This window comes from Allorhizobium undicola ORS 992 = ATCC 700741, assembly GCF_000621665.1.
GTDB lineage: Bacteria > Pseudomonadota > Alphaproteobacteria > Rhizobiales > Rhizobiaceae > Allorhizobium > Allorhizobium undicola.
Genome location: NZ_JHXQ01000004.1, coordinates 234,901 through 256,897, shown reverse-complemented (window position 1 = coordinate 256,897; position 21,997 = coordinate 234,901). Strand labels below are relative to the sequence as shown.

The following is a 21,997-nucleotide window of genomic DNA, read 5'->3' as shown; positions in this document are numbered from 1 at the left end:
TGCAGGATGGCCTTGTCATTTCCGACATTCCGGTGTCACAATTCACTCAAGGGAATAATTCGGACAGCCGTCATCCATGCGGCATCAAATCCGCGAGGGGCATGACCGGCAGGCTCGCATGGCGCAGGCCTGCCGCGATAGGGAAATTTCGGATGAATGAGAACAAGCGTCAGGACCTGTTGGCCCGTATGCGCGGCGTGCAGAAGAATGTCGAGCAGGGCCGCAGCGTGCGCAGCGAGCAATTGCAGCAGCAGGTCACGCGCCAGCAGCCCGGCTTTGCCGATCTGCCGGAATACAAGCAGGTGAAATTGCAGGAAATGGCCAGCCAGCAACTGGGCATGGCCAACCCCTTCTATCGCGGCCATGAAGGCACGAGCGGCCCGACCGCGCTGATCGGCAATCGCAGCTATGATAATTTTGCCTCCTACGACTATCTCGGCCTGAACGGGGATGGCCGCGTGCAGCGCGCGGCGGCGAATGCCATTGCCCGCTACGGAATTTCGGCTTCGGCAAGCCGTGTGGTGGCCGGTGAGCGTACCATTCACGGCGAACTGGAAACGGCGATTGCCGCAATCTACGGCGTTGAGGACGCAGTCTGTTTTGTCAGCGGTTATCTCACCAATGTCACGGCGATCGGCTGTCTCATGGGGCCGAAGGATCTGGTCATTCATGACGAGTTCATTCACAACAGCGCGCTGACCGGCATCAAGCTTTCCGGCGCCAACCGCCGCTTCTACAAGCACAATGACATGGCCGATCTGGAGCGGATCCTTTCGACCATTGCGCCCCAGCATGAGCGTGTGCTGGTGATTTCCGAGGGCATTTTCTCCATGGACGGCGATTTCGCCGACCTGCCGGGGCTTTTGGCGCTGAAGCAGCGCTTCGGCTTCTGGCTGATGATGGACGAGGCGCATTCGCTTGGCGTGCTTGGGTCGACGGGGCGGGGGACGTTCGAGCATTTTGGCCTCGATGCCCGCGACGTGGATATCTGGATGGGAACGCTCTCCAAAACCACATGCAGTTGCGGCGGCTATATCGCCGGAAGCGAAGCGCTGATCACGCTGCTGAAGGCGCAGGCAGGCGGCTTCGTCTACAGCGTCGGCCTGGCACCGGCCTTGGCCGCGTCGGCGCTGGAGAGCCTGAAGATCTTGCAGGAGGAGCCGGGCCGCGTTCAGCGTCTGCGCGACAATAGCCGGATTTTTTTGGAGCGCGCCCGGCAAAAGGGTCTCGATACCGGCCTTAGCGAAGGCTTTTCGGTCGTTCCGGTCATCGTGGCCGATTCCTTGCGGGCGGTGGCGCTGTCCAATCAATTGTTCGAAGAGGGGATCAATGCCCTGCCGATCATTTATCCGGCGGTGCCGGAAGGTCTGGCGCGGTTGCGCTTCTTCATCACCAGCGCCCATAGCGAGGAACAGATCAACCGCGCCGTGGATTTGACGGCGCAGCATCTGGGCGAGTTGACGGCCCGCAACTTCGGCATCGGTTCCATGGATGTCCAGAAATTGCTGGCCAGCATGGCTGGTGGCTGACATGCAACCCGGCTTTTTGCCGCGCCATGTCATCATAACCGGCGGGTCGAGCGGAATTGGTCTGGCACTGGCGCGGCTCTATGCGCTTCAGGGGGCGGCGGTCAGTCTGATCGGCCGTTCGCCGCAAAGACTGGCAGAGGCGGCCCTGTTGCTGGGAGCGGACAGTCGGCACGGATGTTACGGTGCCGATGTGGCCGATTTCGACGCCCTGGGTGAGGCTTTGAAGGCGGCACAGGAGCGCTTCGGCCCTTGTGATCTTCTGGTGACGTCGGCGGGCGTGGTGCATCCCGCCTCGCTGGAAAGGCAGGATACGGCCATGTTGCGCAGGCAGGTGGAAACCAATCTGCTTGGCACGATCTACGCGGCAAAGCTGCTATGGCCTTCCATGAAAGAGCATGGGGGACAGATGGTGTTCATCTCCTCCGGTGCCGCCCATATCGGCCTGCATGGCTATGCGCCCTATTGCGCCACGAAGGCTGCCCTTGTCGGTCTGGCCGATTCGCTTCGGCAGGAAGCGGCGGGTACGTCCCTTCGCATTGCAATCTGCTTTCCACCGGATACGGATACGCCGCAACTGGAAGCGGAACTGCCACTGCGAAGCCCCGAGGCGGAGCGCCTGATGGGCAAGGTGCAGCCCTGGACGGCAGATGACGTGGCCACACAGATTTACCAAGGCCTTCGCCGCAACCGACATGAAATCCATTTCGGTCTCACGCTCTGGGCATTGGCCCGTTTCGGCTCGCTGGTCAGACCTTTGATCTATCGTTGGTTCAAAGCATTTTGAGGAAAAGTGCGTAGCGGTTTTCCGGCTGCTATCGGGTCACGCGAAGGCGGCGCGGATTTCTGAGTCGTAGCGATATTTTCCGCGCTCTGCTGCGGGCTCGGAGGGCAGGGGCGAGGGGGCAAGAAGCATCCCGGCCATGGCCTGTGCGCCGTCGGCGACGGATTGCGGATCAAGAAAGCCGCCGCGTAGCTGGATCGTGCCGGTCATGGCGCGGATGAGATCGTTGAGGAGCAGCGGATCGGGCGGCTCCGGGGCATTCCAGAAGCTGGCAAGGCTGGCCTGATGGGTTAATCCCGGCACATCGTAAATGGCAGGTGCCAGTGCAATGACCGGAACTTGCGCCTGAAGCGCGGTGAGGCCGACAGTGGAGTTGACCGTGACCACACCCCTGCTGGCGGCAATGAGAATATCGAGATTGCCGCCATCGATGAAATCCACCCGGTCGCTGAGGCCGTGCCGTGCGGCCATGGCCGCGATGCGGGCGGGCCAGCGATTGAGGCCGTTGTCGATGGGGTGGGCCTTGAACAGCAGGCGGGCCTGCGCGGGAGCGTGTCGGGCAAAGGAGGCGACCACGGCCTCCATGATGGTCATCAGGTTTCCGGTAGGGGCGTGGTGGCGGATCTGGTAATCCCCGGGCAATTGCAGGGGGAAAAAGAAAAAGGGCGCGCCCTGCCCAAGATAGAGGGACTGTAGCTGGCTTGCCTTTGCCTGCCGCGCCGAACGTGTCAGCGCCTTGCCGATCCAGCCCGCATATTCGACAGCGGGATGAACCGGCCCATGCGCGCGGTAATACGGATGAGCGAGCCAGCCCAGCAAGACATTTGGAATGTGGAAGGCGAGGTCGTAGAGCGCATATCTGAGGAAATTGTTGCTGTAGCGGGGCGCTGCCTGCACTGTTTCGGGACATTGCCGGGCAAGCGTGCGAATGGCCTGCGGGTCTGCCGGAAAACAGGACTGGCTGGACATGCCGAAGGGTTCGAGCGTCAGCCAGTCGGGCCGGAGATAGCCATGTTCGAAAATATGCACATGAAGCCCAAGGCGCCGGGCGACGGCAATGGCGCTGGCATGTTTCGCCCGCCCGTCACCCAGCATCAGAATGTCGGTGATATTCTCTTTTTTCAGCAGTTTTTCGAGGAAGGCCGGCCATTCGCTTTCCCGGCCGGAAAAGAAGACGGATGGCTGCCGCCGCCAGAAGATCACATCGCCCAGACAGATATTGACCTTCATCACACTTGCGTGCCGCTGCTCCAGCGCCTCGGCCAATACCCGCAGAAAGGGAGAGGCCGGACCTTGGAGGAAGAGGAATTTGCGAGGATTTGTCACGGTGAATTAAGGCTTGGTTAATGTTTTGTGGGCTTCTGTGGTAAGGAAGTGATAGGATATTTCCGGGGCTTGGACTATAAGAAGTTGCGCCGAGGCTGAATGAGGGAGCAGTTTTTGATGACTTTGCAGGCCAGAGAAAAGACCGTGCTATTCCTCCAGGGGCCGCCCTCGGTATTTTGGAGCGAATTTGCAAAGGCTTTCGAGGCGCAGGGCTCAAAGACGCTTCGTGTGAATTTCACGCTCGGCGACCGGCTTTTCTGGCGCAAGCGGGGCGGATTGAATTACCGTGGCACCTTGACGTCCTGGCCGCATTATCTCAAGCGCCTGATCGAAAAGCATGGCGTGACCGACATCGTCTATTATGCCGATCGGCTGCCTTATCATCGTGAGGCTGCACGTCTTGCCGCGACCATGGATGTGCAATGTCACGCCGTGGAATGGGGCTATCTGCGGCCCGACTGGATCACGCTGGAGCGCGGCGGAATGGGCCGGTTTTCGCATTTCCCCAACGATCCGGCCCGTATTCGCGAGATCGCGGCGAAGGTCGAACCGGCCAATCTGATGGTGCAATATCCGCATACCTTCGATCAGGAGGCCTTCAACGAGGTCGTCTACAATCTGCTGAATTTCTTCGGGCGGCCGTTCTACCCGCTCTATACCGCCGACAAATATTATTCGGCGCTGGTGGATTATCTGCCATGGCTGCTGAAATTCGGACGCAAGGCCAAGGCGCTGCCGGAAGGCTTCCTGGAAGACCACGATCAGGACTTTTTCGTCGTGGCCCTGCAATTGCAAAGCGACTACCAGATCCGCGCCAACTCGCCCTATCGGCACCTGCGGGAGATGATGCGGCAGGTCGTCTCCTCCTTTGCGCGTCATGCCCCGAAAAGCAGCCGGCTGGTGTTCAAGCAGCATCCGCTGGATAACGGCCTGGAGCGGTGGGACAAGGTGGTGAAGGCGCTCTGTCGGGAATTCGGCATGGAAGACCGGGTGATCTTCATTGACGAGGGCAATCTGCATGACATGCTGGAACATGCCAAGGGCGTTGTGGTGGTGAACTCTACGGTTGGTCTTCATAGTCTGCGGGCCTTGAAGCCGACGATCGTGCTTGGCGCTGCCGTGTTCGATATGCCGGGCCTGACGCATCAGGGGCGGCTGGAGGATTTCTGGCTGCGTCCTCAGCCGGTCGATCCGCAGCTTATCAGTGATCTGGTGCACGCCATGGCGGGGACGATCCAGGTAAAGGGCGATTTCTTCAATTCTGAAGGCCGCAAGGCCGCTATCGATGCCATGGTCGCAAGGATCACGGAAGACCGCGTGAATGAACCGGACGCCTTCATGACCCCGCCGCCGCGTTTTTCCTCGCCCAAGGGGATTGTTGCCGTTGCGGACGCGGTGAGCCCGCCCGAATGGGAAGGCGAGGCCGCAGCAGAGCTGGGCTATGCGAGGGCCGGCACGTCTTCCTGACATGCGCAGCGGCGGCCTTGAGGCTGCAAGGGGCGGGCCGCTCCATGTGGGGCGGCTTTTTCAGGTCTGCTTGCGGGTTACAGGTCGAAGTGGACCGTTACCGGCGCGTGGTCCGACGGCTTTTCCCAGCCGCGAGCCTCACGTAAAATATCGATGCGTTGCAGGGCCGGGCGCAGATCGGGAGAAGACCATATATGGTCGAGGCGGCGTCCGCGATCGGCTGCGTCCCAGTCCTTCGCGCGGTAGCTCCACCACGTATAGAGTTTTTCGCTGGCAGGCACCAGTTCGCGCATCAGGTCCACCCAGCCGCCACGGCGGATAACCTGCGTGAGGCCTTCCGTTTCCACCGGCGTATGCGAAACGATTTTCAGCAATTGCTTGTGCGACCAGACGTCGTTTTCCAGAGGGGCGATGTTGAGGTCGCCGACGAGGATGGCCGAAGTTCCGGCTTCGGCGCTTGCCGATAGCGCCTTCATCTCCTCCAGAAAATCAAGCTTGTGACCGAATTTCGGATTGATGTTGCGGTCAGGTTCGTCGCCACCGGCCGGAACATAGAAGTTATGAAGGCGAATACGCTTGCCGCCGCGCTCGAAGATCACCGAGATATGGCGGCTGTCGCCGACACCGCAATAATCCTGCCGGTGATCTTCGGTAAGGGGGAAGCGCGAGGCAATGGCAACGCCGTGATAGCCTTTCTGGCCATGGACGACGATATGCGGATAGCCAAGGGCTGTCATCTCCGCCATCGGAAACTCGTGATTCTGGCACTTTATTTCCTGCAAGCACAAAATGTCTGGCTGAAAGCTCTCCACGAAACGCTGCACGATGGGCATACGCAAGCGGACGGAATTGATGTTCCAGGTGGTAAGAGAAAAGGCCATGCGAGCATCCTTGCGCCATAAGCGGACATGCCAGCACCGGCGAGGTGGCGGGCATGTCCCTTGCCGCGCGGTTACTGGCCGCGCTTGTTGATGTCGTCATAGGGCACGGTGAAGACCTTGTCATCGAAGTTTACGCCCTGCTGCACATTGAATATCGTGACGGAGGTATCCTTGCCCTGGGCATCGGTCACGGTCCACTGGCGCAATTCGAAGGTTTTGGGATCGAACATCAGCGTGATCGTCTGATCGCCGAAGATCGATTTGTCGCCCAGCACGATGGTGGTGAGATCCTGCTCTTCCTTGACCTGCCGGACCATCTGGTGGGTCAGGTCGATCCGGTCCGACAAAAGCAGGCTGAGCGGTGTTTTGGAAAGCGGGTAGACATCCCAGGTCTTCATTTTCAGATTTCCGATGGCCACGTTGCGTCCATCGGAAATGACGCGCATCGGCGAGGGCTGTTCATAGTTGAAGCGAAGCTTGCCGGGGCGCTGGATGTAGAACTTGCCAGCCGTCTGTTCGCCGCGCGGGCCGAATTGCACGAATTCGCCCATCATGGTTTTCACGCTGGAAAAATGGTCGGCGATTTTCTGGGCGGTGCTGGATTCAGCCTGGGCAAAGGCGGGCCCGGCAATGGCAACGCCGCCTGCCGCAAAAACCCCGGCCGCTGCCATGCCCAGAAAATTCCGTCGCTTCAGTTCGACAAAAGGCCGCTGTGCGGCGGCAGTCTTTTTCATCATTCTCGTCTCCTTTTGTCTCTTCTTCATCATCAAGCAGGCGCGATGATGACGGATACATGATTGTGAGATGGGCAATGGAGCGGGGTGTTTCAACGGGTTAGGACAAGGCCGGTGCCGCAAAGCCGCAAGAATCTTCCGGCGCGGCAGGCCAAGGCCCGACCGTGTTAACGCCCGACCTTGTTAACGCCCGGCCTTGTTAACGATGGACGCCGCCGGGCGTTCCCGTGGCCGGTTATGCCGGTCAACGCTCCACGATGTCGGCTTCGGTTGGAACAAGGATCTCGCGCTTGCCGGCGTGATTGGCGGGGCCGATAATCCCTTCCTGCTCCATGCGCTCGATGAGCGAGGCGGCCCTGTTGTAGCCGATGCCCAGGCGGCGCTGGATGTAGGAGGTCGAGGCCTTGCCGTCGCGCAGCACGATGGCGACCGCCTGATCGTAGGGATCGTCGGATTCAGCAAGATTGCCGGTTCCGGCAGGGCCGCCGCCGTCTTCGTCATCCTCGTCGATGGTGACGGCATCCAGATAGTCGGGCGCGCCTTGCGTTTTCAGATAGGCAACGATGTCTTCCACCTCGTTGTCGGAGACGAATGGCCCGTGAACGCGCTGGATGCGCCCGCCGCCCGCCATGTAGAGCATGTCGCCCATGCCCAGCAATTGTTCCGCGCCCTGCTCGCCCAGAATGGTGCGGCTGTCGATCTTGGATGTGACCTGGAAGGAGATGCGCGTGGGGAAGTTTGCCTTGATCGTGCCGGTAATGACATCCACCGAGGGGCGCTGCGTGGCCATGATGACGTGGATGCCCGCAGCGCGCGCCATTTGCGCCAGTCGCTGCACCGCGCCCTCGATGTCCTTGCCTGCAACCATCATCAGGTCGGCCATTTCGTCGATGATGACGACGATATAGGGAATGGGTTTCAGGTCGAAGGTTTCGGTTTCATAGATGGCCTCGCCTGTCTGCCGGTCGAATCCGGTCTGCACGGTGCGGGTCAAAACCTCGCCCTTCTCGATGGCCTGCTCGACGCGGCTGTTGAAGCCGTCGATGTTGCGCACACCGATCTTTGACATTTTCTTGTAGCGCTCTTCCATCTCCCGCACCGTCCATTTCAGCGCCACGACGGCCTTCTTCGGATCGGTGACGACGGGGGAGAGCAGATGCGGAATACCGTCATAGATCGACAGTTCCAGCATTTTCGGGTCGATCATGATGAGGCGGCATTTCTCCGGCGGCAGGCGGTAGATCAGCGACAGGATCATGGTGTTGACCGCCACCGACTTGCCGGAGCCGGTGGTGCCGGCGACCAGAAGATGCGGCATCTTGGCAAGATCGGCAATCACCGGTTCGCCACCGATGGTCTTGCCCAGCGCCATGGGCAGCTTGGCCTTGGAGCCTTCGAATTCACGGTTGGACAGCAATTCGCGCAGGAAGACCGTTTCACGGCTGCGATTGGGTAGCTCGATGCCAATGGCATTGCGGCCGGGCACGACCGCGACACGGGCGGCGATGGCACTCATGGAGCGTGCAATGTCATCGGCAAGCCCGATGACGCGGGAGGATTTGATGCCCGGCGCGGGTTCCAGTTCATAAAGGGTGACGACGGGGCCGGGGCGCACTTCGATGATGTCGCCCTTGACGCCAAAGTCTTCCAGAACGCCTTCCAACATGCGGGCATTGTGTTCGAGCTGGTCGGCGGAGAGGCTGGCATCCTTGGCAACGCTGCGTGGCGGCGCCAGAAGCTCGATGGATGGCAATTGGTAGCCGCGGCCATTGTTCGGCACGAAGGTGGCGGGGCGCGAGCGTTCCGCCGGCGGCGGCGCTACGCGGCGGCGCGCAGGCTGGGGGGCCGGATCGTCTTCCTCGTCATCGAAGAGAATGTCGTCATGCGAGCGGCCTCTGGCCCGCAGGTCCGGCATCGGCATGTCCAGTTCGTCTTCAAGGGCAACCGAAGGTGCACCGATCCGGCGGCGGGTCGCAGGCGCGAAGGAGGGATCGGCGCGGCGTTCGCCGCGTGGCTCCGCCAGCGGCGCGGCAAATTCGCCGTCCTCGTTGAAATCATAGGGTTGATCGAAGTCGGCCCGCTCCCGGCGCAGTGGCGGCAGACCGGCAATACGCCGCAGCCTGGCCTGCGAGGTAAACCAGGCATGGCCCACCCAGCCGAAAAACAGTGCAAGACTGCCCGATGGCTCGTCTTCCTCGTCATCGATGGCGATGGCCTTGGAGCGGCTTTCTTCGCGAAGCGGAGGCTCGACAATGTCGTCGTCATCTTCCGTGCCGATGATGCCCGCGGCAAACAGCATGAGCCAGACCATGGGAATGCAGAAGACTGCACCCAGCACCATGGCGAAAGTACCGGTGGGATAGGCCCCGATGAAAAGGGCTGGAAACCGCAGAATCATGTCGCCGATCACGCCGCCAATGCCGTTGGGCAAAGGCCATGTCGCCGGAGGTGCAAAGCAGCCCAGAACCGCCGAGCCGGTCACGGCACTGGCGCCCCAGGCGAGCAATCGCTTGGGAAGGCGGCGAATGCGGCGTCCGGAAATCAGCGAAAGCGACCATGCCAGAACCGGAAGCAGCGAGAGCACCGCCGAAAGCCCCAGAAACTGCATGGCGAGGTCTGAAAAAACGGCGCCGGAATAGCCGAGGATATTCGTGGGTTCGCGGGCCGTGGCATAGGACAGGCTGGGATCTGTGACATTCCACGTGGCCAGTGCCGCCACAGCCGCCATCAGCACAAGAAAAATGGAAAAGCCGACCAATGCCAGAAACTGACGATAGACAAAGCCGAACACGATGCTGCGCGGCGATCGTCTTTCCATTGCTGCCAGCGAGGTTCTGCTCATCCGTTTTGCCTGCCAATCCTGTTGACCATCCGGCGGAACACGCTTTGCATCAGCGGCGCTCCGAAAAACCGGGGGTGGGGCGACATTCCTGTCCGCAGCCCGTGCCCCGACTTTGTTCTTTCATGTCTGCCGCTGCCATTATCGGTTTTGCGACAATGGCAACGACACAGGGCAGATTAGCGTCATCACGGTTAATGTTCTTTTAACCATGCCAATTCCGTGGCCGGATGAACAAAAAAAGACCCCGGCAAATGCCGGGGTCCATCTTCCGAGGGGATGTAGCAACCGCTCAGGAGTGATAGGCGGCTTCGCCGTGCGAGGCGAGGTCCAGACCTTCGCGTTCGGCTTCCACCGGCACGCGCAGGCCGACGATCACGTCCACGATCTTGTAGAGGATCGCAGAACCGACGCCCGACCACAGAAGGGTCACGGCAACGCCCTTGAGCTGTGCCATGAACTGCGTGGCGGTGCCTGCATAGGTGGCGGCGAAATCGGCGGTGGAATAATCGACGATACCGGCGCCGCCCAAAGCGGGGTTGACGAAGATGCCGGTCAGCAGAGCGCCGAGAATGCCGCCGACGCAGTGAACGCCGAAGACGTCTGCGGTGTCGTCATAGCCGAACTTGTTCTTCACCGTGGAGACGAAGAAGTAGCAGACCGGCGAGACGATGAGGCCCATGACGATGCCACCGATGGGGCCGACGAAGCCGGCAGCCGGGGTGATGACGACGAGGCCTGCGACTGCGCCCGAAGCCGCGCCCAGCATGGAGCATTTGCCGCGTGCGAAGGATTCCACCAGCGACCACGAAATGATGGCGGCTGCCGTTGCAACGAAGGTGTTCATCATGGCGAGAGCCGCACCGCCATTGGCTTCCAGGTTGGAACCGGCATTGAAGCCGAACCAGCCAACCCACAGCAGCGAAGCGCCGACCATGGTGAGCGTCATGGAATGCGGAGCCATCATATCCTTGCCGTAGCCGGTGCGCTTGCCGATCATGATCGCGCCGACGAGACCGGCAATGCCTGCATTGATGTGAACGACGGTGCCGCCAGCAAAGTCGATGGCGCCGAAGCCGAAGATCATGCCAGCCGGATCGGCATAGGCGCTCGGGCCGCCCCAGAACCAGACCATGTGGGCAATCGGGAAGTAGATGAATGTCAGCCAGAGAATGACGAAGAGAATGACGGCCGAAAACTTCACACGTTCGGCAAATGCGCCGATGATCAGGCCGGGAGTGATCGCGGCAAAGGTCATCTGGAACGCCACGAAGGTCAGTTCCGGAATGACGACGCCCTTGCTGAAGGTTTCAACGACCGAGCTTGGGGTTACGCCAGCCAGGAAGGCCTTGGAGAAACCGCCGACAAAGCCGTTCAGGCCGCCACCGGCCGTAAACGAAAGCGAGTAGCCATAGGCGACCCACAGAACCATGGCGACGGCTGCGATCATCATGACCTGCATACACACCGACAGCATGTTCTTGGAGCGCACCAGGCCGCCATAGAAGAGGGCAAGACCGGGTACGGTCATCAGCAGCACGAATGCCGAGGAAACCAGCATCCAGGTGGTGTCGCCCTTGTTCGGCACGGGTGCCGCAGCAGCTGCGTCCTGCGCGAAGGCGATGGCCGGTGCCAGAAACACCGCCGCAGCAAGGCCCAGACGCCGGCTATGGGTGGTAAACTTGGAAAATTGCATGTGAAAGAACTCCCCTGCCGTGGCTCTTACAAGGCTTCGCTGTTGGTTTCGCCCGTACGGATGCGCACGGCTTGATCGATCGAATAGACGAAAATCTTGCCGTCGCCGATCTGACCCGTCTTGGCGGCGGATGCGATGGCTTCGACGGCCTTGTCGGCGAGGTCCGACGCCACGGCGATTTCGATCTTGAGTTTCGGCAGGAAGCTCACGGCATATTCGGTGCCGCGATAGATTTCCGTATGCCCTTTCTGACGACCGTAGCCCTTCACCTCGGTGACGGTCAGGCCCTGAATGCCGACAGCCGTGAGGGCTTCGCGCACCTCGTCCAGCTTGAACGGCTTGATGATGGCCATCACAATCTTCATCTGGTTTCCAATCCTCTGGTTATGCTCGGCTGAACGCCGAATGCCCTTACCGCCCCGCCCAAGCAGGAGGCAGTCACGGACATACATTCAAAGTGCGTGCCAGATTGAAAATGGAGGTTAACCCCTTGAAAATCATGGGATCCAACCTATTGCGTCAATAAAAAGGCAATTGATTGTGCAATAGGCTTTCGTTTTTTGGGCAAAACGGCAAAAATGCACAAAAAATAGTCTTATGCCTTTTTGCGGATCAATCCTTCCTGGGCAACGGAGGCGATCAGCTTGCCGGAGCGGCTATAAAGGCTTCCCCGCGTCATGCCGCGTCCGCCCGATGCGCTGGGACTGTCCTGGGTGTAAAGCATCCAGTCATCCATGGGGTCCTGACGATGAAACCACATGGCGTGGTCGATGCTCGCCACTTGCAGGTTCTGGTCGAAGATCGACATGCCGTGGGCGTAAAGCGAGGTATCGAGCAGCGTCATGTCTGAAAGATAGGCGAGCATTGCGGCCTGAATTCGCCGGTCGTCCGGGATGGCGCCGGTAAAGCGCACCCAGATATTGGCTTCCGGCTTCAGCTTTTCGCGGCTGAGATAATGGACGAGCGATGTGGGGCGAAATTCGACAGGCCGCTCCCGGCCCCAGTATTTGCGCACGTTTTCCGGCGCCTGCGCGAGGAAAAGCTCGCGAAATTCCTTTTCGCCCATCAGGCTTTCGGGATCGGCAATTCCTGGCAGTTCCACCTGATGTTCAAGGCCTTCTTCATCATCCTGGAAGGAGGCCGACATGGAGAAAATCGCCTTGCCATGCTGAATGGCTAGCACCCGGCGGGTGGCGAAGCTTGCGCCGTCGCGGGTCCGTTCAACCTGATAGATGATGGGGACCGACGGATCGCCCGGCCGCATGAAATAGGCGTGAAGCGAGTGAACGAAGCGCTCGCCCTCCACGGTTCGCTGGGCGGCAACCAGTGCCTGCGCAATGACCTGGCCGCCGAATACGCGCTGCCAGCCAACCTGCGGGCTCGTGCCGCGAAACAGGTTGACTTCAAGTGCTTCGAGATCGAGCGTTTGCAGCAATTGCTGCATGGCGGCGCTTGAGGCTGAAGTCTGCGGCATCTTGGTTGGCTCCGGTGGGTAGGAACTGCGTATCTGCTGATCTATATAAGAGCCAGGACGCGGACAAGGTTGAAGGAGCTTCTCTGATGGCGGACATGATCGTGGTGGGTGGCGGCTATGTAGGCCTTGCTGCGGCTTTGGCGGTCAAGCAGGCGGCTCCGCACATGGAAATTGTGGTTGTGGAGGCCGCACCGGCCGGGCAGTGGCAAAAGGATCCGCGCGCCTCGGCCATTATTGCCGCCGCCACGCGCATGTTGGATGTGTTTGGCGTCTGGAACGAGATCGAGCCGCAATCCCAGCCGATTCGCAAGATGGTTGTCACCGATTCGCGGGCTGGCGATCCGGTTCGGCCGGTTTTCCTGACCTTCGATGGCGATGTGGAAGAAGGCAGGCCCTTTGCCCATATGGTGCCGAACGTGGCCATGGTGGGCGCTTTGCTGGCCGCCGCCGAAAAGGCTGGCATCCGCGTCATCAACGGCGTGAAGGCCACCCGTTTCGAATCCGGCCCGGCAGAGGCCCGTCTTGGCCTTTCCGACGGGACTGAGCTGACAGCCCGGCTGATCGTGGCCTGTGACGGCGTACGCTCGGCACTGCGGCAGATGGCGGGCATCAAGACCGTGACCTGGGCCTATGGCCAATCCGGCATTGTCACCACGGTGGAGCATGAGCGTCCGCATGAGGGTGTGGCGGAGGAACATTTCCTGCCGGCCGGACCCTTTGCCATCCTGCCGCTTACCGGCAATCGCTCCTCGCTGGTTTGGACAGAACGCAGCGACGATGCCGACCGCCTGGTGGCGGCGGATGATCTGGTGTTCGAAGACGAACTGGAACGCCGCTTCGGCCATAAACTCGGTGCGATCCGGGCTATTGGCGACCGGCGGGCCTTTCCGCTTGGTTTGACGCTGGCGCGGGCATTCGTCGCCCCCCGTCTGGCGCTTGCGGGCGATGCGGCCCACGGCATTCACCCGATTTCCGGTCAGGGCCTCAATCTCGGCTTCAAGGATGTGGCGGCGCTGGCCGAAACCATTGTCGATGCCGACCGGCTTGGGCTGGACATTGGCGATGTGGGCGTACTGGAGCGCTACCAGACGTGGCGCCGCTTCGATACCTTCCGCATGGGGGTGACGACCGACGTGCTCAACCGGCTGTTTTCCAACGACAACACACCGCTTCGCATCCTGCGGGATTTCGGGCTGGGAATGGTGGATCGCCTGCCGAAGCTGAAGGGTTATTTCATCTCCGAAGCAGCAGGAACAGCGGCGAAAAGCGGGCCGAAGCTTCTGGCGGGAGAGAAGATCTGAGCGACCTTAGAGCATTTTCAGGAAAGCCGGTTCCCCCTTTTCCTGCAAATGCTCTAAAGCACGTTGCGGCTTATCAGCCTCCACTGTACACGACGCTAAGGTTTTGCGTGTGGCTTACCCCCCTCTGTCCTGCCGGACATCTCCCCCTCAAGGGGGGAGATCGGCAAGATCAAGGCCCTGCCTGCATTCCTGAAAAAGGCCGTCATCACAAATAGTCGTTGAAGAATGGCGCTTTGTCGGCATTGCAATCTCCCCCCTTGAGGGGGAGATGCCTGGCAAGGCAGAGGGGGGTAGGCCACGCCACATGCCTAAGCGTCGTGTACTGTGATCAGCCTCAAGCAACGGGCTTTAAGTTCTTGTTTTAACGCATGTCGTAATCGCAAAACAGCTGCACACTTTTGCGCGACATGCTTTAGTCCTCGATCTTGCGGGCCTCGGACACGAGCATGATGGGAATGCCGTCGCGAACGGGATAGGCAAGACGGGCCTTTTCCGAGATCAGTTCGTTGCGCTCCGGGTCCAGTGTCAGGCGTCCCGACGTCAGCGGGCAGACGAGAAGCTCCAGCATCTTTCGGTCCACCCCATTCATCCTCTGGTCCATGGCGTCCTCACTGAAGCACGGTATCGGGATCGCCGAAGCCGCGGGCAAGGTGGATTTCGGTAATGGCAATCAGGGTGTCGGCGCGGGCGCGCAGGTCCGGAGCCTCCAGAAGCGCCTGCTTCTCTGCCGGGCCGAAGGGCGACATCATCGAGAGTGAATTGACCAGGGTGAGGTTGCTGGCGCGTTGCACGCTTTCCCAGTCGGCCTCCAACTTGTTGGCCTCAAGATAGCTGCGGAAGGTGGCAAGCAGCTTTTCCCGATCCACGCTGTCTTCTTCCTGCGCCGAGTTGAGATCGGCGATGAAGGGGGAGATTTTCGCCTGACGAAAAGGAAGACTGGTTTTCACTTCCTCCAGAAAACGGAAGCGGCAAATACCGCTGAGCGAGAGAATATAGCGCCCGTCGCCCGTTTCCGCATAAGATGTGATGCGCCCGATACAGCCCATTTTCGAGAGCGCTGGCAGGCCGGGTTCAAGCTCCAGCGGTTCGACCAGCGATGGCTGGATCATGCCGATCAGCCGATTGCCGCGCAGCGCATGATCGAACATCTCTAGATAGCGCGGCTCGAAGATATTGAGGGGCAGTTGCCCGGCTGGCAGCAGCAAGGCACCCGTCAGCGGAAAAACCGGCAGACTGTCCGGAAGGTCCGTAGCACTGATATATCTTGCATTGCCGACTTGCATTCATGCCTCCTGACGCGCCGGATATGATGTCCGGCATGGCCGATCCGCAGCAGGGGCCACCAAAACGGCCATGGTCCCTTGCTCCAGCTTTGTGTCTCCGCATCAGGCCGGTCCGGGAACCGGCCTCCTGACGTCCGGCCTGATGACAATAATGTGGCGCCCTGCCCGCGGAACGCAAGGGGTGGCGCCACGGCCAGCCTCAGGAAAAAAGAATGGCCGAGAGTTTGCGGCGTCCCTGTATGGTGGCCGGATCCTTGAAGCCCCAGACATCGAAGAATTCCAGAAGCTGGCGGCGCGCGCCATCATCCTCGAACTCCCGGTCCTTCTTCATGATGAGCAGCAGGTGGTCGGCGGCTTCTTCGCGACGGCCTTCGACATTGCGTATCTTGGCCAGTTTCAGCCGGGCGGCGTGATCGTCAGGGTTCAGGGCCAATTGATGTTCCAGCGCCACCGGGTCGCCCAGCTTGCGGGCCTCCTCGATCTGGGCAAGCTTTGTGGCAACGGCCTGAATTTCCGGCGCCTTCGCCATGTCTTCCGGGAGGCCGTCGAGAATCTGGCGAACGCGCTCATGCTGGTTCAGCGCAATCATGCAATCGGCAATGCCAGCCACGCAGGCCGCATTTTCGGGATCCGCCTGCATGACGGCGGCATAAAGCTGCGCTGCGCCATCGAAGTCACCTGCATCGTAAAGGCCCTTGGCCTCTTCCAGTACGGCGGCAATTTCGGCGGCCTGATCGGCGCCGCCCTGCGGGCCGCCCAGTTTTTCAACGAACTGGCGCACCTGGCTTTCCGGCAGCGCCCCCATGAAGCCATCCACCGGACGTCCGTCGGCAAAGGCGATGACGGCCGGGATGGACTGGATACCGAGCTGCCCGGCGATGGAGGGATGGTCATCGATATTCATCTTGACCAGCTTGACCTTGCCCTGTGCCTCATTGACCACTTTCTCGATCACCGGCGTGAGCTGGCGGCAGGGGCCGCACCATGGCGCCCAGAAATCCACCAATACCGGCTGGCGGCGCGATTCCTCGATGACGTCACGGCCAAAGGCCTGCGTGGTGGTATCCTTGATAAGCCCTCCCGCCGCAGGGGCCTGCGGTGCCGTGCCGAAGCTTGCCTGCCCGGTCATCTGTCCACCATAACCGCCATAGGGATTGCCTGCATTGCTCATCGGAAACTCCCGCCTGTCTGCCGGTCCTGCCGGTCATTCTCTGTTGCAAGACGTGCCGTGATCGCCCCGATCAGCCTTCCACGCCTCAAATCCTTATGCCCGCATTCTTGCAACGCCGCTCTACCGTCTTGCGCGACACGCCCGTGTGCCGGGCGTGAGGGCAGACCGCGCGCAATGCTGTTTCAGCGGCCTTGCGCCTTCCATTCACAGGTGCAGCGCGTTGCTGGGATCGTCACAATCCTCAAAACCACTAGATCGTATGTCAGGCCGTGACTTTCAAGACAAGCGGTGTGTGACCGGTTGCCTCAAGAAAGCGGATAAGATCCTCCCGCCCGATCGATGTGGTGGCATCATTGGAAAGCGGATGACAATTGATGACCTCTTCCTTCATCAGGTCTTCGTCGAGAACGAAGGTGACGTTGTTATGCACGTCGTTGATCGCGCCGAAGGCCGTCACGGAGCCGGGAATGACGCCCAGATATTCCATGAGCTTTTCCGGCTTGCCGAAAGATACCTTGCTGGCCGCACCGATGATCGTGTGAACGGTCTTCAGGTCCACGCTGGCATTCTCCTCCACCGTCAGCAGAAAGAACTGGTCCTTCTTGTCCTTCACGAAGAGGTTCTTGGTATGGCCGCCGGGAATTTCATCCCGCAACGAAACCGATTCTGCCACGGTGAAAACCGGAGCATGGTCTTTGGTTGTGTGGGAAATGCCGAGGCCATCGAGATATGCCAGCAGCTCCTGGCGGGTTTTTGGCGCGGCGCTGGCGGGTGCATCTGTCATTGGAACCATTCCTGAAACTGTTATTCGCTTTTCGTAGGGCAAATCCTGCCGGCAAGGCAATGGGGCATAAGAAGCATATTTCCGAGTTGAAATTTCTCTTTTTTGGCAAAGGCTTCCTGCTTTCATGCGAAATTTCGCCGAATGCCTGTCATTTCCCTGTTGCAATCGAAAGGCAGTTGGGCCATATAGCCCTCGTCGCCGCAACGCAGCGACCCACGGTTCAGCGAACTACCCCGAACCGATGGATTGATGAGCGGGTGTAGCTCAGGGGTAGAGCACAACCTTGCCAAGGTTGGGGTCGAGGGTTCGAATCCCTTCGCCCGCTCCAGTTTCCCGAAAGACATGGTTCTCGGGTTTAGCTTCAGAGCCGTTTTTTTCAATTTTTCCCTGAAATGGTCGAATATTCCAGTCTTGGCAAACAGGTGTTGATAGCCTTTGTCGCAGCTCGGATGCTGTCAGGCCCGTTTTGACAGAAACCACCATAGTTCCGGGGTTTCCAGCGAAACCTCGATCTGGTGCGAGGGCTGGATGCCGGAGAGGCCAGCAAAGAAAACATCCTCGGCAACCACGGGAAAGGCATTGGGGGCTGAAAAGAACCACGCATCGCCGCCGGGAGCTTCAAGAAGAATGGTGTGGTCATCTTCCTCCATCAACCGTATCTGCGGATGAATGTGGAAGCGTAGCATGGCGGTGGCTGGCAGGCCGTTCTTCAGGGCCTCGCCCTTTTCGGTAAGCAGCCTGTCGTGGCCCACCAGCTTGGTACCGCTGACATTGAGACGCAGATCACGCTCATGCAGCACGCCGAAGCGGCGCAGATAGCCGTCATGACGGGCGCAAAGCTGATCGCTTTCATCCTCGCCATTGCGCCTGAGGACCGCGACTTCCGAAACGCCACCGATCATGACAGGCCCGAGCAGGCGCGATTTCGAAATCCGCGCCGATGATTTGTCGCCCAGAACCAGTGTGGAGTGGGCCGCCGTTGCGCGTGCCATCTGCTGGTAACGGTCGCCCGCAAAGCGGGGCTGGCCGGAATTGACGATGAAACGATGCCGCCCCGATGAGAATTCGAAGGCGAGGCAACCGGCATGAGCCGTGCTGCTGATCTCGCCTGCCGGGGCGGGGCCGGTATCGACGATGGCCACGGCCCCGCCTGCCGAAAGCCGCTGATAGCGGCTGTGGGGCAGGGCCTTGAAGGTCTGGCCAGCACTTTCGTCATAACGCAGCACCGACATGAGATCGTTGGCGAGGGTGGCGCCCGCGCCGTTGAAAAGGGCGAGATCCCCATCCTGATGGCGGAAGAAGCGCAGGGCCGGATACATGCGGTCTATGGTTGGGATCAGGCGGGGCGGCAGATCATGGCCAAGATTCACATAGGTTTGCCGCAACGGCAGCAGATCGAAGAGAATGCGCAGCGCCGCCTGCGGATTGCGCGAGACATGGCCCCCATCCGGTAGAATCTGGCGTTCCAGTTCCAGATCGAGTGCGCGCGAGGCTGCCCTTATGCGTCGCTCGGAGGCCGCCATCGCCAGAGATGCCATGGCCAGCGCAATGGCCAGCTTCATGCGGGGCAATCCATCGGGCGCATCGCGTGCGATGATCCGCGCATAGGCCACCTGCTGGCCTAAGCTTTTGAGAAAGCGGCGATAAAATCCTGCCTCGCAATTCTGAAGTACGACGGGCGAATGCGAAAGCCAGGAAATGATGCGCTGTGCCAGCACTTGCGGCTGCCAGGCAATGCCGCGGCGTTTGGTGTTCAGCCGGATCCAGCTGTCGAGAATGAAACGGGCCTGTGCGGCGGCTTCCCGGCTGCGGTGGGCGCGAATGTGCCGGAGCCAGGAAAAGGAATGAAGGCTTTCGGCGAATGTATGGGATGGCAATTCCAGCGTGAAGGGCGACACCCTGCCGAATTCCAGAATGCGTCCGGCGAGCGGAAGGCGGCCTTGCAGGATTTCATCTGCCACATGCGGATCCACCACCCTGAGATCGGTTGGCGCCACCAAGAGCTTGAGGCCCCGTTGCGGCAACAGCGCGGCTGTGCTGCGCAAGCTGCGCCGCCCATGGCGAGCGGTGCGCCGCCACGCTTCGCCGAGATAAAGGGCGGGTAGAAACGGCCCCTTTTTCTTTGCCATGACCATCCTGTGGGGCAGAACCCATCAAACGCTGAACAAAAAGATGTGACAGTTCCGCAAACCACCCCGAGGAATGCGGAAAGATTTATAAGCCGTCAATTGTGTAAAATTTTCCTTAAATTTTCTGCAATCGGCAGGCGTAAAACCCGTCCAGACCGGAAGAAAACGGCTCCGGCACGCTCAGCATGGCGGGTGTTGTGCGAAAATCGCCTTGCGGGCTGATCGCCTCCTCCAGTCCCGGCCAGTTTTGCGGGGCAACCGGCAGGCGGGCAAAGCCGCCCGTGTCGGCCAGAACGCGGTCAATCATGTCCTCGCCTTCGGCAGGGTCCAGCGAACAGTTCGAAAAGACAAGCTGTCCACCGGGCTTTACCAGCGTCAGTGCATGGCGCAGCAGCTTTTCCTGCACCTGCGCAAGCTTGGCTATGTCTTCCGGCCCCTTGGTAAACAGCACGTCCGGGTGCCGCCGCGTGGTGCCGGTGGAAGAGCAGGGGGCATCGAGCAGGACAAGATCGAAGCCTTCCTCCGGCGCAAAGGCCAGAAGATCGGAATGGACAAGCTCGGCCTCCAGTCCCAGCCGGTCCAGATTGGACTTCAGCCGGCGAAGGCGGTTTGCCGATTGCTCGACAGCCGTAACCCTGGCGCCTCCCGCCACAAGCTGTGCCGTCTTGCCGCCGGGGGCGGCACAGAGATCGACTGCCGTCTTGCCAGCCACATCACCGAACATCAGCACGGGAAGTGCTGCGGCGGCATCCTGCACCCACCACGCACCCTCCTCGTAACCGGCAAGGGTGGTCACGGCGCCTTCAAAGGCGGCAAGCCGCAGGCTGCCATTGGCAAGCACATGCCCGCCCAGCATTTCCGCCCAGGGCTGCGGATCGCCCTTTACGGAAAGGTCGATGGCGGCAGGCAGCATCTGTGCCTCGGCAATGCGGCGGGCTTCGCTTTCGCCATAAACACTCGAAAGGCGGGCGAAAAACCAGTCCGGCACGCAGGTAATGTCGCGCGTGGTTTCAAGCAAGGTGGCCTTCTCCCGCCCCAGACGACGCAGGACGGCATTGACCATGCCCGCAAAGCGGCGGCTGCGCGGATCGCGATTGGCCTGCTCCACCGCGAGATCGACCGCTGAGTGATCGGGGACGTCGAGGTAGAGGATCTGTGCCGCCGCAGTGGCCAGAATATGATAGAGGGAACGTGCGCCGGCGGGCAGCGGTGCATCCAGCAATGCGTTGAGCATGGCATCGATGCGCGGCAGAAAGCGCAGCGAGGTCGTTACAATGGCGCGCACCAGTCCGCGATCTGCCTCGCTGAGCGCCGTATAGGCAGGATTGCCGTGGTCGTTGTCGAGAAGTCCGTCCAGCGAAACTTTCTTGTCCACCACCGCCGCCAGCATCTTGGCCGCGGCCATGCGGGCTTCAAGCCCCGGCTTGTCGGCATGAGATGGCGCAGGCTTATGGGCTTTTGCCGCGTGGCGCTGGTGTCCAGGTTTGCGCTTCTGGCCGGAATGCTTCGTCGTATCGTTCAATTCCATGGTCCCTTCGGGGCTTCGTCGTCGCGCCCCTTGCCGGTCGAGGGAACGGAGCGCGTTCTGGGACGGGACTGTGCCGCATCCTCTTTCATGCCGCCTGCTCTAGCACCCCATGGGTTGGCCGTCGAGCTTTCCCGCATTTCGCCGCCCCACACGCCATGCGAGGCCTGATTGCCGGTTTGCGCTGTCTTTGTGAAGGCCTGCCCCCGGATACCGGCGCCTGTGCCGGTCTGGCGGGCGAAAGCCTCCAGCGCTGCAATGCGGTTTTCCGTATTCGGGTGGGTGGAGAAGAGATTGTCCATCCGCTGGCCCGAAAGCGGGTTGATGATGAACATATGCGCGGTGGCCGGATGGTTTTCGGCGGCATAATTGGGCTGGTGTGATCCGGCAATCTTCGCCAGGGCCGAGGAAAGCCACAGCGGGTTGCCGCAGATTTCCGCGCCGCGCCTGTCGGCGGCGTATTCGCGGGTGCGGCTAATGGCCATCTGCACCAGCATGGCGGCGAAGGGGGCGACGATCATTGCCACCAGCGCGCCGATCATGCTGCCGCCATTGCCGTTTTCATCGCGGCGTCCACCGAAAAAGAAGGCGAAATTGCCCAGCATGGAAATCGCGCCCGCCAGCGTGGCGGTAATGGTCATGGTCAGGGTGTCGCGATGCTCCACATGCGCCAGTTCATGCGCCATGACGCCCGCGACTTCTTCCGGCGAAAGCGCCTGCAACAGCCCCGTGGAGGCGGCCACGGCGGCATTTTGCGGGTTGCGGCCCGTGGCGAAGGCATTGGGCTGCGGATTGTCGAAAATATAAACCTTGGGCATCGGCAGGTTGGCGCGCGCACTCAGCTCGGCCACTATCCGGTAGAATTCGGGTGCCGTGCGCTCATCCACCTGCTGTGCGCGATAGGCCGAAAGCACCATGCGGTCAGAATTCCAGTAGGAAAACAGGTTCATCGCCCCGGCCATCAACAGGGCGATCATCATGCCCCCCTTGCCGCCAATGAGAAAGCCCACACCCATGAACAGGGCGGTCATGAAGGCAAGCAGCAGGGCCGTGCGCATGATGTTCATGGGGCATCTC

The 21,997-nt window shown here is 60.6% G+C and carries 18 protein-coding genes and 1 tRNA gene; 5 read left to right on the top strand and 14 right to left on the bottom strand.

What is annotated here, in order from left to right; all coding sequences use genetic code 11:
* Positions 1-152 precede the first annotated feature (152 nt).
* Positions 153-1,529 (top strand): aminotransferase class I/II-fold pyridoxal phosphate-dependent enzyme, encoded by a 1,377-nt coding sequence (locus T424_RS0106805; RefSeq protein WP_037066825.1) that lies wholly within the window; start codon positions 153-155, stop codon positions 1,527-1,529.
* A 1-nt stretch (position 1,530) separates the two neighbouring features.
* Positions 1,531-2,313 (top strand): SDR family oxidoreductase, encoded by a 783-nt coding sequence (locus T424_RS0106800; RefSeq protein WP_037066822.1) that lies wholly within the window; start codon positions 1,531-1,533, stop codon positions 2,311-2,313.
* A gap of 36 nt (positions 2,314-2,349) precedes the next feature.
* On the opposite strand, the gene T424_RS20340 is transcribed toward T424_RS0106800, so the two are convergent.
* Positions 2,350-3,636 carry a capsule biosynthesis protein gene (locus T424_RS20340; protein ID WP_037066819.1) on the bottom strand — a complete coding sequence of 429 codons (1,287 nt, stop codon included), beginning with the start codon at positions 3,634-3,636 and terminating at the stop codon, positions 2,350-2,352.
* A gap of 117 nt (positions 3,637-3,753) precedes the next feature.
* Between T424_RS20340 and T424_RS0106790 the strand changes: the two genes are divergently transcribed.
* On the top strand, positions 3,754-5,103 hold the full coding sequence (locus tag T424_RS0106790) for a capsule biosynthesis protein (protein ID WP_027487069.1): 1,350 nt from the start codon (positions 3,754-3,756) through the stop codon (positions 5,101-5,103).
* A gap of 77 nt (positions 5,104-5,180) precedes the next feature.
* On the opposite strand, the gene xth is transcribed toward T424_RS0106790, so the two are convergent.
* From xth to tesB, 6 genes are all read right to left on the bottom strand, one after another.
* Positions 5,181-5,984: an exodeoxyribonuclease III gene (xth, locus tag T424_RS0106785; protein WP_027487068.1), complete on the bottom strand. Its 804-nt coding sequence runs from the start codon at positions 5,982-5,984 to the stop codon at positions 5,181-5,183.
* 71 nt (positions 5,985-6,055) lie between these two features.
* On the bottom strand, positions 6,056-6,721 hold the full coding sequence (locus tag T424_RS0106780) for an outer membrane lipoprotein carrier protein LolA (RefSeq protein WP_027487067.1): 666 nt from the start codon (positions 6,719-6,721) through the stop codon (positions 6,056-6,058).
* A 241-nt stretch (positions 6,722-6,962) separates the two neighbouring features.
* Complete coding sequence (locus T424_RS0106775; protein WP_027487066.1) at positions 6,963-9,560, bottom strand: FtsK/SpoIIIE family DNA translocase; 2,598 nt, start codon at positions 9,558-9,560, stop codon at positions 6,963-6,965.
* 289 nt (positions 9,561-9,849) lie between these two features.
* Positions 9,850-11,253, bottom strand: coding sequence for an ammonium transporter (locus T424_RS0106770; RefSeq protein WP_027487065.1), 1,404 nt, complete (start codon positions 11,251-11,253; stop codon positions 9,850-9,852).
* 26 nt (positions 11,254-11,279) lie between these two features.
* The gene (locus tag T424_RS0106765) at positions 11,280-11,630 is read right to left on the bottom strand and encodes a P-II family nitrogen regulator (RefSeq protein WP_027487064.1); all 351 of its coding nucleotides are present in this window, start codon (positions 11,628-11,630) and stop codon (positions 11,280-11,282) included.
* Positions 11,631-11,848: 218 nt separating this feature from the next.
* On the bottom strand, positions 11,849-12,727 hold the full coding sequence (tesB, locus tag T424_RS0106760) for an acyl-CoA thioesterase II (RefSeq protein ID WP_027487063.1): 879 nt from the start codon (positions 12,725-12,727) through the stop codon (positions 11,849-11,851).
* On the opposite strand from tesB, the gene T424_RS0106755 reads away from it, so the two are divergent.
* Positions 12,706-14,028, top strand: a complete 1,323-nt coding sequence (locus T424_RS0106755; RefSeq protein WP_407921382.1) for a ubiquinone biosynthesis hydroxylase — start codon at positions 12,706-12,708, stop codon at positions 14,026-14,028. The genes tesB and T424_RS0106755 overlap by 22 nt on opposite strands.
* A gap of 412 nt (positions 14,029-14,440) precedes the next feature.
* Here T424_RS0106755 and T424_RS0106750 read toward each other — a convergent pair whose 3' ends face one another.
* From T424_RS0106750 to T424_RS0106735, 4 genes are all read right to left on the bottom strand, one after another.
* Positions 14,441-14,629 carry a Trm112 family protein gene (locus T424_RS0106750; RefSeq protein ID WP_027487061.1) on the bottom strand — a complete coding sequence of 63 codons (189 nt, stop codon included), beginning with the start codon at positions 14,627-14,629 and terminating at the stop codon, positions 14,441-14,443.
* 7 nt (positions 14,630-14,636) lie between these two features.
* Positions 14,637-15,311: an LON peptidase substrate-binding domain-containing protein gene (locus tag T424_RS0106745; protein WP_027487060.1), complete on the bottom strand. Its 675-nt coding sequence runs from the start codon at positions 15,309-15,311 to the stop codon at positions 14,637-14,639.
* Positions 15,312-15,510: 199 nt separating this feature from the next.
* Positions 15,511-16,482, bottom strand: a complete 972-nt coding sequence (gene trxA, locus T424_RS0106740) for a thioredoxin (protein ID WP_027487059.1) — start codon at positions 16,480-16,482, stop codon at positions 15,511-15,513.
* Between the two features lie 262 nt (positions 16,483-16,744).
* Positions 16,745-17,266, bottom strand: a complete 522-nt coding sequence (locus tag T424_RS0106735; RefSeq protein ID WP_027487058.1) for a prolyl-tRNA synthetase associated domain-containing protein — start codon at positions 17,264-17,266, stop codon at positions 16,745-16,747.
* 253 nt (positions 17,267-17,519) lie between these two features.
* On the opposite strand from T424_RS0106735, the gene T424_RS0106730 reads away from it, so the two are divergent.
* Positions 17,520-17,594 (top strand) — tRNA-Gly (locus T424_RS0106730).
* 127 nt (positions 17,595-17,721) lie between these two features.
* On the opposite strand, the gene T424_RS0106725 is transcribed toward T424_RS0106730, so the two are convergent.
* The 3 genes from T424_RS0106725 to htpX all read right to left on the bottom strand — a co-directional run bounded on the left by T424_RS0106725 (position 17,722) and on the right by htpX (position 21,987).
* Positions 17,722-19,395 (bottom strand): heparinase II/III family protein, encoded by a 1,674-nt coding sequence (locus T424_RS0106725; RefSeq protein ID WP_027487057.1) that lies wholly within the window; start codon positions 19,393-19,395, stop codon positions 17,722-17,724.
* Between the two features lie 115 nt (positions 19,396-19,510).
* Positions 19,511-20,923, bottom strand: a complete 1,413-nt coding sequence (locus T424_RS0106720) for an RsmB/NOP family class I SAM-dependent RNA methyltransferase (RefSeq protein ID WP_027487056.1) — start codon at positions 20,921-20,923, stop codon at positions 19,511-19,513.
* Positions 20,914-21,987, bottom strand: a complete 1,074-nt coding sequence (gene htpX / locus T424_RS0106715) for a zinc metalloprotease HtpX (protein ID WP_027487055.1) — start codon at positions 21,985-21,987, stop codon at positions 20,914-20,916. Before htpX ends, T424_RS0106720 begins: the two co-directional genes overlap by 10 nt.
* Positions 21,988-21,997 lie beyond the last annotated feature (10 nt).